General features: G+C 33.1%; 15 protein-coding genes and 1 tRNA gene. 1 reads left to right on the top strand and 15 read right to left on the bottom strand.

Going from position 1 to position 20,031, the window contains the following annotated elements; all coding sequences use genetic code 11:
• Positions 1 to 132: 132 nt before the first annotated feature.
• The 10 genes from BN3326_RS13420 to BN3326_RS13380 all read right to left on the bottom strand — a co-directional run bounded on the left by BN3326_RS13420 (position 133) and on the right by BN3326_RS13380 (position 10,847).
• Positions 133 to 1,176: a sugar ABC transporter substrate-binding protein gene (locus BN3326_RS13420; RefSeq protein ID WP_069999748.1), complete on the bottom strand. Its 1,044-nt coding sequence runs from the start codon at positions 1,174 to 1,176 to the stop codon at positions 133 to 135.
• Entirely contained in the window at positions 1,160 to 2,767 is a 1,608-nt protein-coding gene (locus tag BN3326_RS13415; protein WP_069999747.1) for a response regulator, read from the bottom strand. Before BN3326_RS13415 ends, BN3326_RS13420 begins: the two co-directional genes overlap by 17 nt.
• Before the next feature lie 4 nt (positions 2,768 to 2,771).
• Positions 2,772 to 4,277: a sensor histidine kinase gene (locus tag BN3326_RS13410; protein ID WP_069999746.1), complete on the bottom strand. Its 1,506-nt coding sequence runs from the start codon at positions 4,275 to 4,277 to the stop codon at positions 2,772 to 2,774.
• Positions 4,278 to 4,320: 43 nt separating this feature from the next.
• Positions 4,321 to 5,355, bottom strand: a complete 1,035-nt coding sequence (locus BN3326_RS13405; RefSeq protein ID WP_069999745.1) for a substrate-binding domain-containing protein — start codon at positions 5,353 to 5,355, stop codon at positions 4,321 to 4,323.
• 244 nt (positions 5,356 to 5,599) lie between these two features.
• Positions 5,600 to 6,943 (bottom strand): hypothetical protein, encoded by a 1,344-nt coding sequence (locus BN3326_RS13400; RefSeq protein WP_069999744.1) that lies wholly within the window; start codon positions 6,941 to 6,943, stop codon positions 5,600 to 5,602.
• A gap of 139 nt (positions 6,944 to 7,082) precedes the next feature.
• A tRNA-Met gene (locus BN3326_RS13395) sits at positions 7,083 to 7,155 on the bottom strand.
• 259 nt (positions 7,156 to 7,414) lie between these two features.
• Positions 7,415 to 7,555, bottom strand: coding sequence for a hypothetical protein (locus BN3326_RS22045; protein WP_171903834.1), 141 nt, complete (start codon positions 7,553 to 7,555; stop codon positions 7,415 to 7,417).
• Between the two features lie 104 nt (positions 7,556 to 7,659).
• Positions 7,660 to 8,778 (bottom strand): ABC transporter permease, encoded by a 1,119-nt coding sequence (locus BN3326_RS13390; protein ID WP_069999743.1) that lies wholly within the window; start codon positions 8,776 to 8,778, stop codon positions 7,660 to 7,662.
• A gap of 1 nt (position 8,779) precedes the next feature.
• Complete coding sequence (locus tag BN3326_RS13385; protein ID WP_069999742.1) at positions 8,780 to 9,901, bottom strand: ABC transporter permease; 1,122 nt, start codon at positions 9,899 to 9,901, stop codon at positions 8,780 to 8,782.
• A 10-nt stretch (positions 9,902 to 9,911) separates the two neighbouring features.
• Positions 9,912 to 10,847 (bottom strand): ABC transporter ATP-binding protein, encoded by a 936-nt coding sequence (locus tag BN3326_RS13380; protein WP_069999741.1) that lies wholly within the window; start codon positions 10,845 to 10,847, stop codon positions 9,912 to 9,914.
• A 247-nt stretch (positions 10,848 to 11,094) separates the two neighbouring features.
• On the opposite strand from BN3326_RS13380, the gene ytaF reads away from it, so the two are divergent.
• On the top strand, positions 11,095 to 11,718 hold the full coding sequence (gene ytaF, locus BN3326_RS13375) for a sporulation membrane protein YtaF (protein ID WP_069999740.1): 624 nt from the start codon (positions 11,095 to 11,097) through the stop codon (positions 11,716 to 11,718).
• 74 nt (positions 11,719 to 11,792) lie between these two features.
• Here the strand turns inward: ytaF and BN3326_RS13370 are convergent, their stop codons facing one another.
• The 5 genes from BN3326_RS13370 to BN3326_RS13350 form a co-directional block, all read right to left on the bottom strand.
• Positions 11,793 to 13,502: a methyl-accepting chemotaxis protein gene (locus tag BN3326_RS13370; RefSeq protein WP_069999739.1), complete on the bottom strand. Its 1,710-nt coding sequence runs from the start codon at positions 13,500 to 13,502 to the stop codon at positions 11,793 to 11,795.
• 283 nt (positions 13,503 to 13,785) lie between these two features.
• Complete coding sequence (locus BN3326_RS13365) at positions 13,786 to 15,495, bottom strand: methyl-accepting chemotaxis protein (protein WP_069999738.1); 1,710 nt, start codon at positions 15,493 to 15,495, stop codon at positions 13,786 to 13,788.
• Positions 15,496 to 15,662: 167 nt separating this feature from the next.
• The gene (locus BN3326_RS13360) at positions 15,663 to 16,289 is read right to left on the bottom strand and encodes a response regulator (protein WP_083258712.1); all 627 of its coding nucleotides are present in this window, start codon (positions 16,287 to 16,289) and stop codon (positions 15,663 to 15,665) included.
• The gene (locus BN3326_RS13355) at positions 16,286 to 17,389 is read right to left on the bottom strand and encodes a sensor histidine kinase (RefSeq protein ID WP_069999737.1); all 1,104 of its coding nucleotides are present in this window, start codon (positions 17,387 to 17,389) and stop codon (positions 16,286 to 16,288) included. Before BN3326_RS13355 ends, BN3326_RS13360 begins: the two co-directional genes overlap by 4 nt.
• 158 nt (positions 17,390 to 17,547) lie before the next feature.
• The gene (locus BN3326_RS13350) at positions 17,548 to 20,022 is read right to left on the bottom strand and encodes a heavy metal translocating P-type ATPase (protein WP_069999736.1); all 2,475 of its coding nucleotides are present in this window, start codon (positions 20,020 to 20,022) and stop codon (positions 17,548 to 17,550) included.
• Positions 20,023 to 20,031 lie beyond the last annotated feature (9 nt).

Genomic DNA, 20,031 nt, shown 5'->3' with positions numbered 1-20,031 from the left:
ACTGTTAAAATAGGACTTTGTTTTTAACTTGCTTCATATTTTTGGTGTACTGTATATTTTATTTAACTGTGTAGTACTTTTTTGTGCAAAAAAATAAAGTCTAGACAAATTTCTCTAGACTATGTACCGATACTAATTACTATTTAATATATTCAGATACACATCTTCCTTGGGGTGAAACCCACCATCAATAATAACTTCATCTATATTCTCTTTTGTAACAGCTATAGGCTCTAATTTTTCATAAGGTACTTCAAATGTGCCATCAAAAAACGTCTCAGATATCTCAAGTGTCTCTCCTTGTGCAAGTCTAACGGCATACTCTACTGCTTTTTTTGCCAGCTTATCCACAGGCTTATAAACCGTCATATTTTGTGTACCTTCTACAATTCTTTGACAAGCTTCAACATCTGCATCCTGACCTACTACACTCACTGTGCCAGCCATCCGCCGTTCAGCCAGTGCCTTTATAGCCTGCCCTGCTAAACCGTCGTTACCACACATAATTCCATCAATGGTATAAGATGATCTAAGTTTTTCATTAGTAAGTGCAAAAGCTCTCTCTGGCACCCACTGCTCGACGTGTACTTTATCAATGACATTTAAATTACTTTTATACAATACCTCCTTAAAACCTTCTGTAACTTGTAGAACATTATTATCTATTAAAGGTCCACAAAGCATTAAGATATTACCTTTTTCAGGTGTACTCTTAATAAGGCTTTTTGCCATGAGTTCTCCTACTTTTTTATTATCAAAAGAAATATATAAGTCTACGTTAACATGTGTCATAATCCGATCATAAGCAATAATCTTGATGCCAGCCCTTTTTGCTTTTCTTACAACATCTGCAAGAGCATCTGCATCAATTGGGATAATTGTAATAACATCCATTTTCTTATCAATTAAATACTCGACCTGAGCAATTTGTTCCTTAATATCCCCATTCGCATCCTGAACATTCACTTCTGCCCCCAGTTCCCCTGCTCTCGATATAAAGATATCTTTTTCTCTTTGCCATCTTTCAATGATAAAGGAGTCAACAGATAAACCAATTTTTATTTTAGTGTCTTTTATTTCCTGAAATTGTGTTTTAGCATAAGGCTCTTTAGAGCACCCAACACTTCCTAGCAAGCAAATGCAAAGTAAAGTTAAAACACTACTTCTTTTTATCATACACTATCCCCTCCTTGAATTCTGTTGGTGTTATCCCTACACATTTTTTAAATAGGCGGCTAAAATAATTAGAATCCCTATAGCCTACTTCTAGTGCAACTTCCTTGATGCTCATCTCATCATATAATAGCGCCTTAGCAGCCTCAATACGAATGCGTGTGAGATAGTCAATAAAATTTTCTCCTACTACGTTTTTAAAAAGCTTACTGAAATAATAAAGACTAATATCTACTTTGCGTGACACCTCCTCTAATGAAATATCTTTTTTATAATGTTCTTTAATATACGCCTTAGCTTTTTCAATACATTGATTGGAGTGTTCATTTTTTTTAGTCAAAACATTGGTGCAGGCTTCACAGATTTTTTGTACAAACCATTTTTTAAGTTCTTCATAAGTATGCATCTCAATAATCGTACTTAAATAATCTTTTCGATTGGTGAAGGTATATGTCATCCCGCCACTTAAATAAGCTTTTCTCTCCCCGTATAAAACAAGCTCAAGTACTTTTAATTTAATATCCATTTCACAATCTGAATAATTTCTTATCATCCAATCAAAATATGTATCTGCTTCTACTTTAGCTTCTGAGAGTTTCCCTAAGCGAATATTACTAAATAAAGCTTGTTCTGTCTCAATAGGGTAGTTCTCTTCATACATACAACTTAAAGGCAAATCTTTAAAATGCACCACTGTACCGCTTGAATTCCTCATAGCGCTTATGGCTTCTCTATAGGACTCTACGAGCCTGCTCTGACTTTTTATATCGCCAATCCCCAAGCGGAATTCCACATCTATCTTTTGTGTAAGTGTGCGGATCATTTGCCTACCATTTTCTATTATTTTCATACGCTCATTATAATCTATTTGAGACTGATTACAAGGAATAAAAACGATCGTTTTGTTAGTCATATTTGCCCCTACTACCCCCGCCACATATTCCTTAACAATTTCTCTTAAATGGTAGGAAAACGATTGGGCCTTAATGCTTGCACCTACTGTATTACTCAAATCAGTTCCTTCAACAGTATCTCCGTATTCTAGCACCATAAGATACCCATACTGTTCCTTAACCCCCAGGAGCTCATTATACTTAACCATGTCCTCAGGACACTCTTCTTGAAAAAGAATAGCATAGATAAGACCTGCTTCTATGCTGGGCACCACAATCTCCAGCTTCTCTTTTACTAATAAATCATAACTCCGTTTTTCCTTTTCATTATCTATGATCTGCATAGCTTTTTGTATAATCTCGACAATAACTTTTTGATTAACAGGTTTATTTAAGTACTCCAGCACCCCTAAATGAATAGCTTCTTTTGCATAGTCAAATTTGTCATAGGCTGATAGTACAATAAAAACAGTAGATGGACTAAATCTTTTAATCTCTCTCATCGCCTCAATGCCATTAATACCAGGCATTTGAATATCCATAAAAACAATATCAGGTCTAAATCTTTCTGCAAGCTCAATAACACTACGGCCTGTTTTGGCAAAATCTGTAATACAAATACCCTCAAAATTTTTTTCAATAATAAATTTTAAAGAATCAATAACAATCCCTTCATCATCTGCTAACATAATTTTGTACACAACTCTAACCCCTTTGCATCATTTTCGGAATACAAATAAGAACTTCTGTTCCTTGATTTTTACCATGGCTTTTAATTTCTATTACATGTTCACAATTGTAATAAAGCTTTAGTCTTTTAATAACGTTCCCAAGTCCAATACCATTAGAGTTTTTAGACAGGTCTGGTTCAATAATTTCCCCTCTCATAATCTCATCAATTTTACTTTGCTTAATCCCAACGCCGTTATCTTGAATACTAATATAAATATAATCATCCTTTTGATAAACCCTTAGTTTAATAACCCCTGTCCACTCCACATCTCTAATACCATAATTAACTGCATTTTCTACGATAGGCTGTAAAATCATACTGGGTACGCATACTTTCAACAGGCTTTCTTCTACAGCTTTTTCAAAGTGAATTTCCCCCGAAAAACGTACATTTAAAATATAGATATAATTATCTACGAGTCTTATTTCTTCTTCTAACGTTGAATCTTCATTTATTTTCTTAATATTGTACCGAAAAAAGTCAGCCATATTTTCAATAAACAAGCAAGTCTTATCAGCTTCTTCCATCATAGCCAGCTGCGCACCTGCATTTAAAGTATTAAATAAAAAATGGGGATTAATCTGAGCTTGCAAGTATTTAAGCTGGGCATCTTTTAAATGACTTGCCATAATAAGTTCTTTTTCTTTCATCATGTTTTCTGTCTCTAAATTAATTTTGATTTTATCAATATACTGTTCAATACTTAAAATCATTTGATTAAAAGCTTTAGATACAACACCTATCTCATCTAATGATCTTACTTCTACTAAATTGATTTTAAAATTGCCTTTTCCTATCTCATTAGCAGTCTTAGCTAGCTGAATTAAAGGTCTAGTAATACTATGGGTGAGTATGTATACCAGGAAAATACTCAATATAATTGCAGTAATCAAGATAGTTGTACTAATTATCTTGAGGTAACCCATAGAAATTAAAAGCACTTTATAATTATCCGAGTTATCCTTAAACTGTTCATTATTTAAACTATTAATATAAGTGTTAATATACGTAAACAAGTCCGAAGCCTCATCATAATTTTTTTTATACTTTTCGACATTACGTGCCCGTTTAGCCTGCATAGTTTCTCTAGTAAGAACAAGGTAGGCTTCAGACATATTCTTAATATTTTTCTCCATAAGCAACATATGGCTATCTGTTATCATTGTATTTAAATTTTCGAGCAGCTTCCCATAACTCTGCTCTGAGGAGTAGTACTCCCTTAGGGCCTCTGATCCTTTTGTCCCGAGATAATCAGTCATACTCCTTTGGATAGAAGCTAATGAATCAGATAACTCATTTAAATTAACATTACTTATGTATACTTCATTAATTTTGCCGATCATAGTATTAATATTAACGTACATAAAAATATTAACGATACAGATGATTAAACATGTAAACATAAAAACAGCCACAAGTTTAATGCGAATGGTCAGAGTATACCACTTATACTTTAAATGATTTATAATCCTATTCATTAGTGACTCCACCTCAATTGACAGCTTATGAAATAAGCATCCCTTAGTTTTCATTTTTCAAGTATTTATTAACATTTTTCAACGTAATTAGATGTGTATCAACTGGCAGATAATTACTGACACGCCCCGTCGTTTTATACTCATCTAAAGCTTGTACACACAAAGCTCCCATCTGTTTTGCATCAATCGAAATCGTTGAGTGGATAATCTCCTTTTGAACAGCTTTTAAAATATCTTCTGAATTATAATAACCAAGGATATTGATTTGCCCTACTTTATTATGGTCTACTACCGCTTGATAAGCACATCTCGTATCTATGCTGTTAAGGCAAATGATAATATCAGGCAAATTATTTGTATCCATAATGATATCCCGTATAACTTCTTCCGAACTAAAAGTGTTTTCATTGTTAACAGTCACGGTTCGAATATCCAGTTGCTTACTCTTATCAGTTTCTTGTAAAATAGTCTCCTTAATACTTGAATAAATGACATTTTGATTTGTATCTTGTTTATTTGAATCCATTAGTACTAAAATTCTTCTGGTATCCTCATCCCATATATTTAAAACTTGCTGACCATAGGTCTGCCCTAGATTATAATTATTAATTCCTATAAAGCTCTGACGCTCACTCTTAGGGCTGTCTTTTAAAACGGTAATAACCACAATACCTTTTTCTACTGCTTCGTTAATAAGTTCTGCTACCTCTAGGTTTTCACTCGCTTCTATAATAATGCCATCTACTGCGCTGTCAATAGCTATCCTTAATAATACCTGAATATCATAGGCCGCCGATAAACTTTTACCTATATATTCTACATATGCATTATGTTTTTTAGCTTCTATTTTAGCTTCTTCATAAACTGACTCCCAAAACGGTGAATCTTTATTGCTTGTGATAAGTGCGTAGTGCTTGTCGTATTTCTCATAACTTATAGCATTTGAGCTCGCTGCAGCCAAGAGTTTTTGTCTAAAATAAAAAATACCGCACAGCGTTGTAAGGATGATTGCACTTATACTACAGCATATAACTAAAGGTATTATTTTCCCATGTTTATTAGATGTTTTCATATTCATTCTATGAATTCCTTCCGCTCACTTATTACCCACAAACCACTTATTTTGTTGTAGATTCCTTATCGTATATGCACAAAAAAATAGGAATGTCCCTATTTTTTTTGTAGATTACTCTTAGTATATCACGGGTTATCCAATTAATCCAACTATTCATTTTACATTTTAAAACCTATTTAAAAATACATTTAAAAATAAATTGAAAACTATTTAATAGCTTCTCTAGTATTTTTTTCATCTAATAATCTCAATTGAAGCTATTAGCTTTATCTGACGCCTTTGAATAAGGAAAATAAAAAGTATTCACTAGCTCTGACGCGTTAATAATTGTTGTCGTTGTAATACACTCATTTTTTGAACCTACCTCAAAAGATAGTTGATTAAAATGTCTAAGACTATCTAATAAATTAGGAAAAATACTGTCGCAATCTTCCCAAGTGTTGATAAAGGTATCTTCAATATTTAGCGTGTTATCTTTTGCAAGTCCCAAATAAGTAGACGCCGCTCGAATACTCGTTGCCGAAGAGGGTGAAAGAAAATAGGCGCCAAAACAAAAGAAGGGATCGCCGGAGGCTAATGTTAATCGTAAGATAAGCGCATCAATTTTTTCTAAAAGCTCTATAACAAATTTATTTTGGGTAGTATAGGATAACGAATCACTGTTTGTATGGGTAGATGAATTAATATGAAGCTTCGTATTCGTAACAGTACATCCTTTGGTTTCTGATTTACCTACAGATTGAAGAGCAACATTTGCAATACCGCATGTTTCATTAAGTGCAATACTTATGCTAAATGTACGTAAATTTTCGAGTGGTATAATAGCAGCAGGTGTAATAAGTGTATATTTTGAAGCACTTTTGGCATTCTCTGATCCATTATTCTCTGAGCACGTGGCACTACTATTTTCTGCAGTACTTTTTGTTATATGAACAGCAGTATTTTTAGCCAAACTATGGGAGAAACCATAATCACTCTCTGAAAAAGAAGATAGTTTAGTGTACAATTCTTTTAATTCGTAAATAAAGCACTGTATTTGTGAGTATGTAAGAGCGGAAGCTAAAAAAAAGGCTACAAAGTCTTCACTGCCCATCAAATCCACTAATTTTTGATTAATAGGGGCATTGCTTGCAGATGTATTATTAGGAATCACTATAGCTGAAGAAAGAGCATGATAAACATTTGGATCAAATAAATCCTCTAAAATCAAAGAACTCTCCTTTGGGGACAGTTCTCTAAATTTGCTGTTGGGATAAGAGTTTTTTAGGCCGTTTTTAAGAATATCTATTGCAGTACACATACTTTTGGCCGTTTTGAGCCCCACATATAAAATGAGTGTATCTTCAAAAGACTTAAGAATATAGCCAAACACTTCTTGAAGATTACCTAATGCGTTAAGTACAAAGGTAAAAAACTCCGGTGATATAGGTGCTGTGAGTATTTCTATTTTGAGTAGTCTGATACATCCTTCCTTGCTAGGGGATGAACAAAAGGTAAGCTCATGAATATTATTAAAATAGTTTTTATCAACTATCATTTTACACTTACTAAGCACTTCATTTAATAGATCTTCATTTCTTAAATTCTGCATAACTAAGAGGCTCCTTTACACTTCGTGGTATTACTTTATGCTATGAAGCCATAGGATTATTACTATTTTAAGTAAAATAAAGTTTTATCTCAAAAAACCTCCTATATCAAAAGATATAAGAGGTTTTCATCATTCAAAATAGCGGGAGTAGGACTCGAACCTACGACCTTTGGGTTATGAGCCCAACGAGCTGCCAACTGCTCCATCCCGCGATATTATGTTCTTTACATTTACTAGGTTAACATACTTATGAGATTATAGCAATGGGTATATTTGGTAATTCAGCATTAAAAGCTACCCTATGCATTATCTAACAAGTATATTTCTACCCTTAATAGGGTTTTTAAAAGAATAAAAAAACGTTCTAATGCCTTGTCCTAGTTACAAATAAAAGGACATTATCAAATATTTTCTATTATATAAAAAGAATGCCTAAAAAGTTATTAAACTTTTATAGCATTCTTTATTTGATTAACGATTATTATTTTTATTTTTATTCCAATGTTTTTTAAAATCTGTAGTCTGTGTCCCCGGATCTTTCTCTAACCCACTTCTTTCTCTGCTTTTTTGTGACCCTTGCTGAGGAATATTTTGCTTAGTTACCTCATCCATCTACTTCACCTCATCATTTATTATTTTCATCTTATAGGATGGATTATTTGAGGCTTATTTATACATTATATAAATATCTTTTTACTCCAAAGAAGTATTTTCTTCTATCTCATCATTTTTCTGGAATTCTGGGTAGCCATTCCCATTAAAACCAGTACAATTGATAGCCCTAGTGCAACTAGTACACTGGCAAATATTTCTTCAAAACTTGCCCCTGTTATTACAGCATTGTAGAGTGTCATCACCCACCTCACAGGAGACAATAGCGCCACCTTATTAACTATATCCGGCAAAAATTCTTTAGGAAATATACAGCCGCTCAACATACATAATGGCGAAATAACAAAGCTTCCAACAACAAAATACCCCTGTGTATTTTTAGTACATGCAAGTATCACTAAACTAAGAGAAAGTCCAACTACCCCGAGTACCATACAAATACCTATGAATGAAAATAATCTTAATCCAAATGTTAAGCCCAGTGCATTCATGATTATGCCTTGGATAATCATTTGAATCATCAAAATACCATATGCTCCTAAGATGTGCCCCGAAACATATTCATAGTGTTTAATTGAGCTTATGCAGATACGTTCATAAATCTTGCTTTCCCTTTCTCCCGCCATAGCCTGCAGACTCTTAATACAGGTAAATAAAAAGATCATGACAAACATTCCAAAAACGATTACAGCTCTTATCATTTCAAAATCACTTTGATCTACCTTTACCTCTTTTATCTCACTTTTATACGTTGCATAAAGTGCTTCAAATTTACTTTCATTTGCGCTGCTTAACTTAGCAAATGTATAAGTGCTACTTAGTGCTCGCTCGAGCTGTGCCACTATAAACTCTATTACGGGATCATCACCTACCCCTATAACTTCTAAATTCTTTTTACCTTCCATAAGGTCTCTTAAGAGATTATCCGTTCTAATAATTAAAATGCCATTTATCTTTTTTTGCTCTAGATATGCCCTAGCTGTTTTTTCGTCTAAATAAGTTATGTTTAACTCCTTTCCCATCTCTTCTAAGAATACCTGCACACCAACTGTCTTTTCGGATCTGACAACGCCTATCTGCGCCCCGGACGAGAATTTGTTGCCACTAAGCATCATTACCAACAATACCGTTACAAATATAGGTGCAACGAGAAGCAAAATAGAAAACTGATTATTAAAGAACATTCTTACACTATGTTTAGCTATGTTATATATATTTCTCATGCTACTTTGCCCCCTTTACTTTAATGTTTATGCGAATATACGACATCACTAAACAGATCAAAGTAAAACTAAGTATCACAAGCAGTGTTTGATTAAAGTCTTCCACTCTATAATTTAGGCAGATATCTATGATGGCTTTATTAATAACCGTAACTGGTGAAAATGCAGTAATTTTCCCTATATCCATGTTGGGATTAAATCCACCTGATGTAAAACATAGGAGTATCGTTGTTGCTGATACTATCCCCTCTGATGTCTTCTCACATTGGGTAAGCGCACCTATACAAACACCCAAGGCCACTGACATCATACTTATTAAAATTATTATAACTATCATCTGTAACGGATTGTTTTTAAACCCAATCATAAAATAAGCATCCACTACTGCTGCAATGATACACCCCTGACTAAAAGTCAAAATAACACTTGCAATATATTCCCCCAAGTAAATAGTATTTTTAGATATTGGTGCACTCTGTACTCTTTTGCCTACTTCTTTATGAATATAATGTACCCCTGTACTTCCATAGCTGCCAGCTATAAGCACCGTAAAAACAATCATAGTAGCCGCAATTGAGAGTATATAATAATTTTTATCAGGTTTTACAAGCCTTGTAATGTTATATAACTGTTCATTCTTATATAGTTGCTCAGGCATTTTTAAATCCTTGGTTAAAGCTATTTTCTGAAGTGCTGTGTTTTGGATAAACCCTTGCGTTATCCCTCTTATTACCGCTGCTTGCTGCGCTCTGTCTTTACCCTGCAATAAAGTGACCTGCTCGTTTTGATCTATTTTAACTAAAATATCTATTTTCTCACTTTGCAAAGAGCTTATTGCATCTATTTCACTTGAAGCAAGCTGATAAAATAAACTTATACGCTCTGATTTATCTGCTTGTTCTAAAAATGTTAAGTAGGATTCATTAAAAACACTTTCTGCTTCACTATAAATACTCAACTTAATAGTTATGCTATCCTCTGCTTTAAAACCGTTATCAATATTTCCGAATACAGTAATAAAAATAAAAGTCAAAACAATAGGAAAGATAATCATAAAACCAAGGCTTTTATAATCCTTTAATTTTCTCTTAAGACTATTCATTATAATATAATTGAGTTTCACACTACCCCTCCTAATCCCTTAAACTTCTTCCAGTAAGATTTAGAAATACATCTTCTAGATTTGGTGACTTAGTCTTTACATCCATAATAGAAGCTCCAGCTTCTGCTAGATAAGCAATAACTTTATCTAAACAAATAACTTCCTTTTTAGAAACAACTTGTAATACACCATCTTTAAAATAAATATCTTCTACGCCCTTAATATTTAGCAAAATGCTCTCATCTACTTTACTAATATCTCTTAACCCAATAAACACAGTATTTTTATCACTTATGATATCTCTTAATGACTCAGCTGTTCCTGATGCAATAACACAGCCTTTATCTATAATAGCCATCCTGTCACATAATGCTTCCGCCTCTTCCATATAGTGCGTTGTATAAATAATAGATGCACCTTTTTGATTAAGTACTTTAATAGAGTTTAAAATATGATTTCTTGACTGAGGATCAATCCCTATAGTAGGTTCATCCATAATAATAAGCCTTGGCTTATGCGCTATGCCACAAGCAATATTAAGTCTTCTTTTCATTCCTCCTGAGAAAGATTTAACTTTCTCCTTTGCCTTTTCTTCAAGTCCTACAAAAGCCAGGGCCTCTATAGTCTTTTTGTTTCTTTCTTTTGCCTGTATACCATATAGGCTGGCAAAAAAGCTAATATTCTCATAGGCCGTAAGTTCTTCAAAAATCGCTAGATCCTGAGGTACAACCCCCATATTTTGTTTAATCTCATTGAGATGCATCCTAATATTTTTATTAAATATACTAATGTCTCCCTTATCTTGGTTTAAAAGACCGCTTAGTATATTAATCGTTGTACTCTTGCCTGCGCCATTAGGACCTAATAACCCAAATATTTCTCCCTCCTCTATCCCAAGAGATAGATTATTAAGCGCTATGTTATCCCCAAAACTCTTATAGATATTGTTAACTGCTACAACCTTCATGAGTCTCCCCCTTCTTATATACACCTATTTATTAACTATTTATACGCTTATTATATGTCATGATCCACTCTCCCTTTTAGTATCAAAGGTCATCTCCTGACCATGACTAAGGTCATATTTCCTATCACTCAATTTATTCTAACAGTTATTAAAAGTCATCTTCCACTGATTTTTATTAATACAAGTTTACTTTTTACATTTATTACCATAATATGATATAGACCTAAATTTTTAAGAGGACCTTATCATGTTAGAATCCATTTTGTTAGTTGTTTCTTTATGTATAGATGCCTTTATAGCAAGTTTTGCATATGGCACAAGTAAAATTAAAATTCCCTTTTTATCAGGTACAGTCATAACTTGTATTTCCACCTTGTTTTTAATCATTTCTCTCTCTTTAGGATCACTGATTAAAATCATTCTACCTGCTAACATAACCCTGGGCATATGCTTTGGCATTCTCTTTCTTTTAGGTATAAGCAGATTATTTGAGGGTGTCTTAAAAAACTTTCTCTGTAAAAAAGCGCTGTCGTCCGACCATATTGAGTTTACTCTTTTCGATTTTAAACTTATACTTAATGTTTATGCTGATTCTATTCTCGCTGATATTGACCATTCCAAAATCCTCAGTATGAAAGAAGCTCTTTATCTAGGAATTGCTCTATCCTTAGACAGTTTAGTTGTGGGACTTGGTGCTGGTCTCGATACTTTTCATTTTTACGAAATTACTATCTTCTCATTGGTGTTTAATGCCATATCACTCCTAATAGGCGGCATTCTTGGAAGAAAATTCGCCCAAAAATTAAATATCGATTTGTCTTGGATGAGTGGTGCTGTACTTATTGTCTTAGCCATACTAAAACTCCTATAAGCTCTTCAAGATTTATTTATACAAAAAAAACACTTTAACTTATTTCTGATAAAAGTTAAAGTGTTTTTTATTGCCTAAAGCTTAAATTGATTAATAATTTTACTTAGTTCCCCTGCTAAAGACTTAAGTTGCGTTGAGTTTTCTGCAATTTCCTCTAATGAAGAATCTTGCGTTACAATTGCTGCTAATGTCTGCTCAATACTTGCCGATGTCTCTTCTGAAATAGCAGATATTCTTTCTAAAGATTCATTCGTATTTTTTGCACTCACTTCTATAATATCTAAATTTTTATCAATGGCTACTGCCTTACTCTCTATGTTATGTGCTTCTTTATTAATCTCTATAAATTCCGCTTCTGTACTTTTAATCTGCTTAGTACCTTCTTCTACTTCTTTATAGCTGTCATTAAGCGAAGTAGCAACTACTTTGGTTTCATTTTGAATAGCTTTTGTAATCTGTTCTATATCCAGAACGGAGTTACTTACTTGGTAAGCAAGCTTCCTTATTTCATCGGCAACAACTGCAAAACCTCTTCCCGCTTCTCCGGCTCTTGCTGCCTCAATAGATGCATTAAGCGCAAGTAAATTAGTCTGCTCTGATATATTACTAATCACATCAGTTAGTGAAGAAATGCCGTTAGAATGTTCTTCTAATTTTTTTATCTTTTGTACAGAGTCATGCACAATGCTTTGAATATTATTCATAATTCGAATTGAACTACCCATACTTTCATTGCCACGATTTGAGATCTTATGCAGTTCTCCTGATGCTCTTGTTAAATCTCGGCTTTGACTATTTGCCTCCATAATTTGTGTTGTTAAAATTTCAATATTACTTAGTATCTTATTTAAATCTTCAGCCTGTTCACTCACTGCACTTGCTAGTTGTACCATTGTCTCATTAATTTCATTGCTGTTATTTTTCGCTTGATTGGTTGACTGACTTAGTGTTTCCCCTTTACTATTTAGTTCAACTGATACTTGAGTCATCTCACCTACAATCATCTTTAATGTATCTAACATTGTATTGACTGACTCTGAGAGTAGTCCAATTTCATCTTTCGTCTTAATATGTATTTTATCTACACTAAGGTTCTTATGTGAAATCTCTTGATTAACTTGTACCAATCTCTTTAACTGATTGCTGACTTTTGAAGTTAATATATAAATCCATATAAATGCAATAATGATAGCCCCTAAAATAAGGATAACAACAATCAGGCTTGTCTGCCTTAGAATCGTATACAAATCAGTATTTGCATTTGCTTTATCTTCATTAAACTGTTCAATAATTTTATTGTAAATACTTATCACTTCAGAGTTTAACCCTACATATTCTTGTCTTGCGGGTATGAACGTAGTCTTTAAATTTCGACTAACACCATATACAATTTTTTCCTCAAAAATCTGTTTTAACACATCCATTCTTGCTTGTGTTAGATTAAGCTGAATTTTAATAGTACCATCAGGCACACTCTCTATTAAATCATTCTGCATATCTTTAATTTCATCTACCAGTTTATTATAAATCTCAATAGTTTCAACTTTTCCATAAGAAAGAAATTCTGCTACAATAATATCTGCTTCTAAATATTTTTTCTGCAGCTCATTCATTTTTTGTACTTTCATATCTTTTTCTGTTAAAATTTCAATTTTGCTTCTGACATCATTCATCTTTTGATTTACAACTATAATAACCCCTGCAAATATTAATCCACATATTAGCAAACTAATCTGATATTTTCTAATTAACTTCGTATGTTTGGGCATAAAAATTTTTTTCATATTTTCCCCTACTCTCAAATAAATTTTTATCACACTATAAATATGTACTTATCATTATTGCTTATCAATCACCATTAGTTTCATTTATACTATAAAATATATCATAAAACAACAAAAAATGAAAGTTTTTATTAAAGAGTTTGTGCAAAAATGTCTCTAAAATTTTTTTTGGTATAAATTAATTACTTTAAAGGCCCAGACTAATATCACTTATCCAAAATGTATATATACAAAAAAACACTTTAACTTATTTCCGATAAAAGTTAAAGTGTTTTTATATCGTCTAAAGCTTAAATTGATTAATAATTTTACTTAGTTCCCCTGCTAAAGACTTAAGTTGCGTTGAGTTTTCTGCAATTTCCTCTAATGAAGAATCTTGCGTTACAATTGCTGCTAATGTCTGCTCAATACTTGCCGATGTCTCTTCTGAAATAGCAGATATTCTTTCTAAAGATTCATTCGTATTTTTTGCACTCACTTCTATAATATCTAAATTTTTATCAATGGCTACTGCCTTACTCTCTATGTTATGTGCTTCTTTATTAATCTCTATAAATTCCGCTTCTGTACTTTTAATCTGCTTAGTACCTTCTTCTACTTCTTTATAGCTGTCATTAAGCGAAGTAGCAACTACTTTGGTTTCATTTTGAATAGCTTTTGTAATCTGTTCTATATCCAGAACGGAGTTACTTACTTGGTAAGCAAGCTTCCTTATTTCATCGGCAACAACTGCAAAACCTCTTCCCGCTTCTCCGGCTCTTGCTGCCTCAATAGATGCATTAAGCGCAAGTAAATTAGTCTGCTCTGATATATTACTAATCACATCAGTTAGTGAAGAAATGCCGTTAGAATGTTCTTCTAATTTTTTTATCTTTTGTACAGAGTCATGCACAATGCTTTGAATATTATTCATAATTCGAATTGAACTACCCATACTTTCATTGCCACGATTTGAGATCTTATGCAGTTCTCCTGATGCTCTTGTTAAATCTCGGCTTTGACTATTTGCCTCCATAATTTGTGTTGTTAAAATTTCAATATTACTTAGTATCTTATTTAAATCTTCAGCCTGTTCACTCACTGCACTTGCTAGTTGTACCATTGTCTCATTAATTTCATTGCTGTTATTTTTCGCTTGATTGGTTGACTGACTTAGTGTTTCCCCTTTACTATTTAGTTCAACTGATACTTGAGTCATCTCACCTACAATCATCTTTAATGTATCTAACATTGTATTGACTGACTCTGAGAGTAGTCCAATTTCATCTTTCGTCTTAATATGTATTTTATCTACACTAAGGTTCTTATGTGAAATCTCTTGATTAACTTGTACCAGTCTCTTTAACTGATTGCTGACTTTTGAAGTTAATATATAAATCCATATAAATGCAATAATGATAGCCCCTAAAATAAGGATAACAACAATCAGGCTTGTCTGTCTTAGAATCGTATACAAGTCAGTATTTGCATTTGCTTTACCTTCATTAAACCGCTCAATAATTTTATTGTAAATACTAATCACTTCAGTATTAAGACCTACATATTCTTGTCTTGCGGGTATGAACATGCTTCTTAAGTTTCTGCTAACCCCATAAACAATTTTTTTCTCAAAGGTTTCTTTTAGTATATCCATCCTATTTTGAGTTAATTGCAACTGATTTCTAATGTCTGCATCTGCCTCACCATTTATTAAATCATCTTGCATAACCTTAATCTCATCTATTAGTTGATTATACGTTTCAATTGTTTCAACTTTTCCAAAAGAAAGAAACTCTGCAACAATAACATCTGCTTCTAAGTATTTTTGTTGTAACTCACTCATTTTTTGCACTTTAAGGTCTTCTTCTGTTAAGCGTTCAATTTTTCTTTGCACATCATTCATCTTTTGACCTACAACTAAAATAACACCAGCAAATATTAATCCGCTTATCAGCAAACTAATTTGGTATTTTCTAATGAGCTTTGTGTGCGTTATCTTAAAAATTTTTTTCATATCTTTCCTACCCTCTAATAAATTTTTATATTATTATAAATGTGTACTTATATTATGACCTATATGTCAACATTATCTTTATTTATAATATAAAATATATCATAAAACAACAAAAAACGAAAGTTTTATTAAAGAGTTTGGATAAAAATATCTCTGCTTTTTTGATCCTACATATTATTTAAATAAGCTATGGCTATCTGCGTACGATGCTTAAGGTTCATTTTGCTTAAAATCGAAGTAATATAATTTTTAACTGTGCCCTCTGATATAAAGAGCTTACATGCAATTTCCTTATTTGAAAGGCCTTTTGCAATCTGATCTACAATCTCCAGCTCTCTATTTGAAAGCCCATAACTCTCTATATGCTTATTGCTCTTTAAGGTGTTAAGCCTATTGATAACTTCTGTTTCAAAAGCTCCATTTCCAAGTGCAACTGATTTAATAGCCGCAATAATTTTATCAGGCGTGCTGTTTTTAAGTAAAAAACCTGAAGCGCCATTAGCTATAGCCGCTCTAATATGCTCATCTTCATCAAATGTAGTTAAAACTAAAATCTTCAAACCTGTTTGCCGTAATTTATGGATTTCAAGATACTTCAAAACTTCTATGCCATCCATAATAGGCATTCTTACATCCAACAAAATAATATCTATTTGCTTTTCTTTAATATAATCAATACATTCTTTTCCATTTTGCACAGTTCCTATGACTTCTATATCTGCATCTGTTCCGATGATAATCCTAAGACTTTCTCTTATTAAAATATCATCATCTGCTATTAGTAATCTAATCATATATCCTCCCTCTTTAGAATCATTAAGGTTTCAAAGCCACTATTTGTGTTAATTACCAACCTGCCATTAATGCTTTGAGTTCTTTCTTCTATCCCCATTAGTCCCAGACCATTTTCGTACTGCTCTATAGCCGTACCATTATCTTTAAATTGAATTTTAATGATCTTATGAAAAACCTCTATTCTTACGGTAAAGCGATCGGCTTTTGAATACTTAAGAAGATTTGTAATTGTTTCTTTTAGATTTTGAAGTGTAACATGCCATATACTAAGACTTATTGCTCCTACGTCTCCTTCAAATAAAAATTCTGTTTCAATACCATGGGTATTTTGTAAATCTTCCAAAATATATCTAATCTGATTAAGCCCTACCTCTGAACACTCCGGCTTAATATCTTTTAAAGTATGTCTAATATCATCCATGCCGTTTCTAAGGTTTTCTATTGTTAATGCAAGCATCTTACCAGCTTCTTCGATATTACTCTGAAGTATGATTTTAACGGCTTCTAACTGCATAATATTAGCGGCTAAAGTATGTCCTATTTTATCATGCAGCTTTTGCACTAAAATATTACGTTCCTGTAATTTGGCCGCTTCTTCAATGTGACTTGCCTCTTTTTGAATAGACTCTAATTTTATATTGGCATGATAAAGTTTATCTCTGAGGTCTTCGTTGTTTCTTTTTATACTTTTTATTTTTTCTTCATATTTAAATAACATACTTAAAAAGAATATGAGTAGAACAAATAGGAGCCATTGTTCTCTTAGCCATATGCCGTTTGTTATAAAAAGATATCCTGGTAGTATAAAATTACTTATCATTCTATACTTATAGCGGGCTATAAATTCTACATTTATAGATGCTGCTAATAATCCAAAGTGTTCATTAACGCTATAAGCCATTAAAATTAACAGTATAATATCTATTATGTAAAGAGAGGCACTCATTTTTTTTGAACGACACAGATGATTGACTAAGTAAATAATAAGGTGTACTATTATACTTCCAACAATTCCAAAAGCCATCCTCTCTGCTGTAAGTGCACTATAGAAGATATGAAAACTCAATATGCATTGTAATAAGATACAGATATTCCCCATAGTACCCCTCTCTTCCTATTTTATATAAAACACATGTCTATTTATTATTATAGGCATGTGCTCTTACATTTTACAAGTTAGATATTTAAAAAATAATAACACAAAAAGAGGACGCTCAAACGTTTGTTTTGACATCCTCTTCGTTATTTTATAACCCACTACTTCTTATAGTTTGGTTCAATATCAACTTTCTTAAGTCTTAAAGAATTATATACAACATTAAGAGAACTAAGTGACATCGCCCCTGCTCCTATCATCGGATGCAACAAGCCTAAAATTGCAATTGGGATAGCAATGGCATTATAAATCCATGCCCAAAAGTAGTTTTCTTTAATTTTTCTAAAGGTACTCTTAGATAATTTAATGGCAGAAATAATATCCCCCAGTTCTCCTCTTACAAGAGTCACATCAGCAGCTTCAATAGCAATATCAGTACCCGTGCCTATAGCAATCCCTACATTAGATTGTTTAAGTGCCGGCGCATCATTAATACCGTCTCCTACCATTGCCACTAAACCATATTGCTTTTGCAATCTTACAATCTCAGCGACTTTACCATCTGGCAGAACTTCTGCAGCAAATTCACTAATCCCTACAGTTTTACCAATAGCAGCAGCAGTTCTTTTATTGTCCCCCGTTATCATCACGGTTTTAATTCCCATACTCTCAAGTTCAGCTATAGCTGGTAGTGAATCTTCTTTTAACGGGTCTGCTACAGCAATAACTCCCATAAGCTTATTACCTCTTGCAATCATCATAGCAGTCTTCGCTTCTTCTTCTAGCCGAATCAACGTCTCTTCATAGTGATCATAGACCACTTGATTATTTCTCATTAGTTTTCTGTTGCCTACTAAAATTTCATGACCATCTATACTTCCCTTTACGCCCATTCCTATAATCGCTTCAAAATCAGTTACAGTACCAAGGACTGTTTTGTTATTTACTGCTTTTTCTACAATAGCATGCGCTAAAGGATGTTCAGATGCATGTTCAAGGGTAGCTGCAAAATAAAGCAATTCATCTTTTAAGGCTGCCTCAGATGCTATTAGATCTGTAACTTCTGGCTTGCCTTTTGTAAGCGTACCTGTTTTATCAAAGGCAATTACTTTTACATCTTTAAATGTTTGAACAGCCTCTCCATTTCGAATAAGAATCCCTTTTTCTGCACCAATTCCGCTGCTTACCATCAAAGCAGTTGGTGTGCCAAGCCCTAATGCACAAGGACACGAAATAACTAAAACTGCTGTTGAAGTAATAAAAGACAAAGTAAGCGGACTTAAATTAGGGTTAATCCACGGTAGAAATCCTGCTCCCCAGCGGATAATACTTAAATGAATTTCTGGGAATAAGTTGAACGAAATAAAAGTAAAGAGTGTAATCAAAATAATAGCCGGCACAAAGTACCCTGTTATACGATCTGCAAATTCTTGTATTGGAACCTTGGATCCTTGACACTCTTCAACCAATTTAATAACTTGTGAGAGAAAAGTATCATTTCCAATCTTAGTAACTTCTACTTTTAACAACCCTTGTTTATTAAGGGTTGCTCCAATAACATTATCTCCTTTTTGACGTTTAACAGGCATAGATTCTCCCGTTGCCATGGATTCATCAATTAAACTGCTACCTTCTATTACAATACCATCTGTCGGCACCTTTTCGCCTGGTCTAATCACCATAACATGACCCACTTGTAATTCTTTTACTGGTACTTCCACTTCTTCGTTATCTATTAATATCTTAGCTGTCTTAGCTCCCATTTGAATAAGCTTTTTGATAGCCTGTGAAGCTCTTCCTTTGGCTCTTATTTCTAAATATTTCCCTACTAAATGTAATGTCATAATAGTAGTTGCCATCTCTATAAAAGTCTGTACTGGAAAGAAAAACCCCAATAAACCTATTAAATAAGGGGGGAGCGATCCAAGTGTTACTAGCACATCCATATTAGGCGTTTTGTTTTTAATAGCCTTAAAGCTTGCCTGATGCACATGCAGCCCTGTACCAAATACAATTGGAAAACCTAAGAGGGCTGTTATCCCCAGATATCCTGGTATCATCATAACAAACATATCCACCATCATAAATCCCATAATCAGTGTGGAAAAAAAGGCAGATATCAACATTGTTTTCTTAGCTTTTTGTACCTTGATTTCATCTTCATCTGTCTCGTTACTTATTTCTTCCTCTACGGCTGCCTCAAAGCCTAGTTCATCTATTTTCTTTTGTACTTCTACAGCTCTTATTTTAGCAGGTAAATAGCGTACTCTTGCCTTTTCTGATGCAAAGTTAACTGTTGCCTCAAGAATCCCGTCTGTCTTATTTAAGGTTTTTTCTATTCTATTCGAGCAAGATGTACAGCTCATACCTTTTATTTTAAGAGTAATCACTTCATCTTTTTCTGCCTTCAGAGGAGATACCTCATATCCAAGATTTTTTACTTTTTGAATTAATTCTGTATCCTGGATAAGCTGAGGATCAAATACAATATGCGCTTTTTCATTGGCATAGTTAACACTTACCTCTATTACCCCTTGTTTTTTCTTTAGGTCTTTTTCAATATTTGCAGCACAACTTGTGCAGGACATATTTCCTATTTTAAGATTAAGTTTTTCCACATTTTTTTGTGAACTCATAAGGCCAAC

The organism is Cellulosilyticum sp. I15G10I2 (assembly GCF_900095725.1).
Lineage (GTDB): Bacteria > Bacillota > Clostridia > Lachnospirales > Cellulosilyticaceae > FMMP01.
This window is presented reverse-complemented; position numbering and strand designations above follow the sequence as displayed.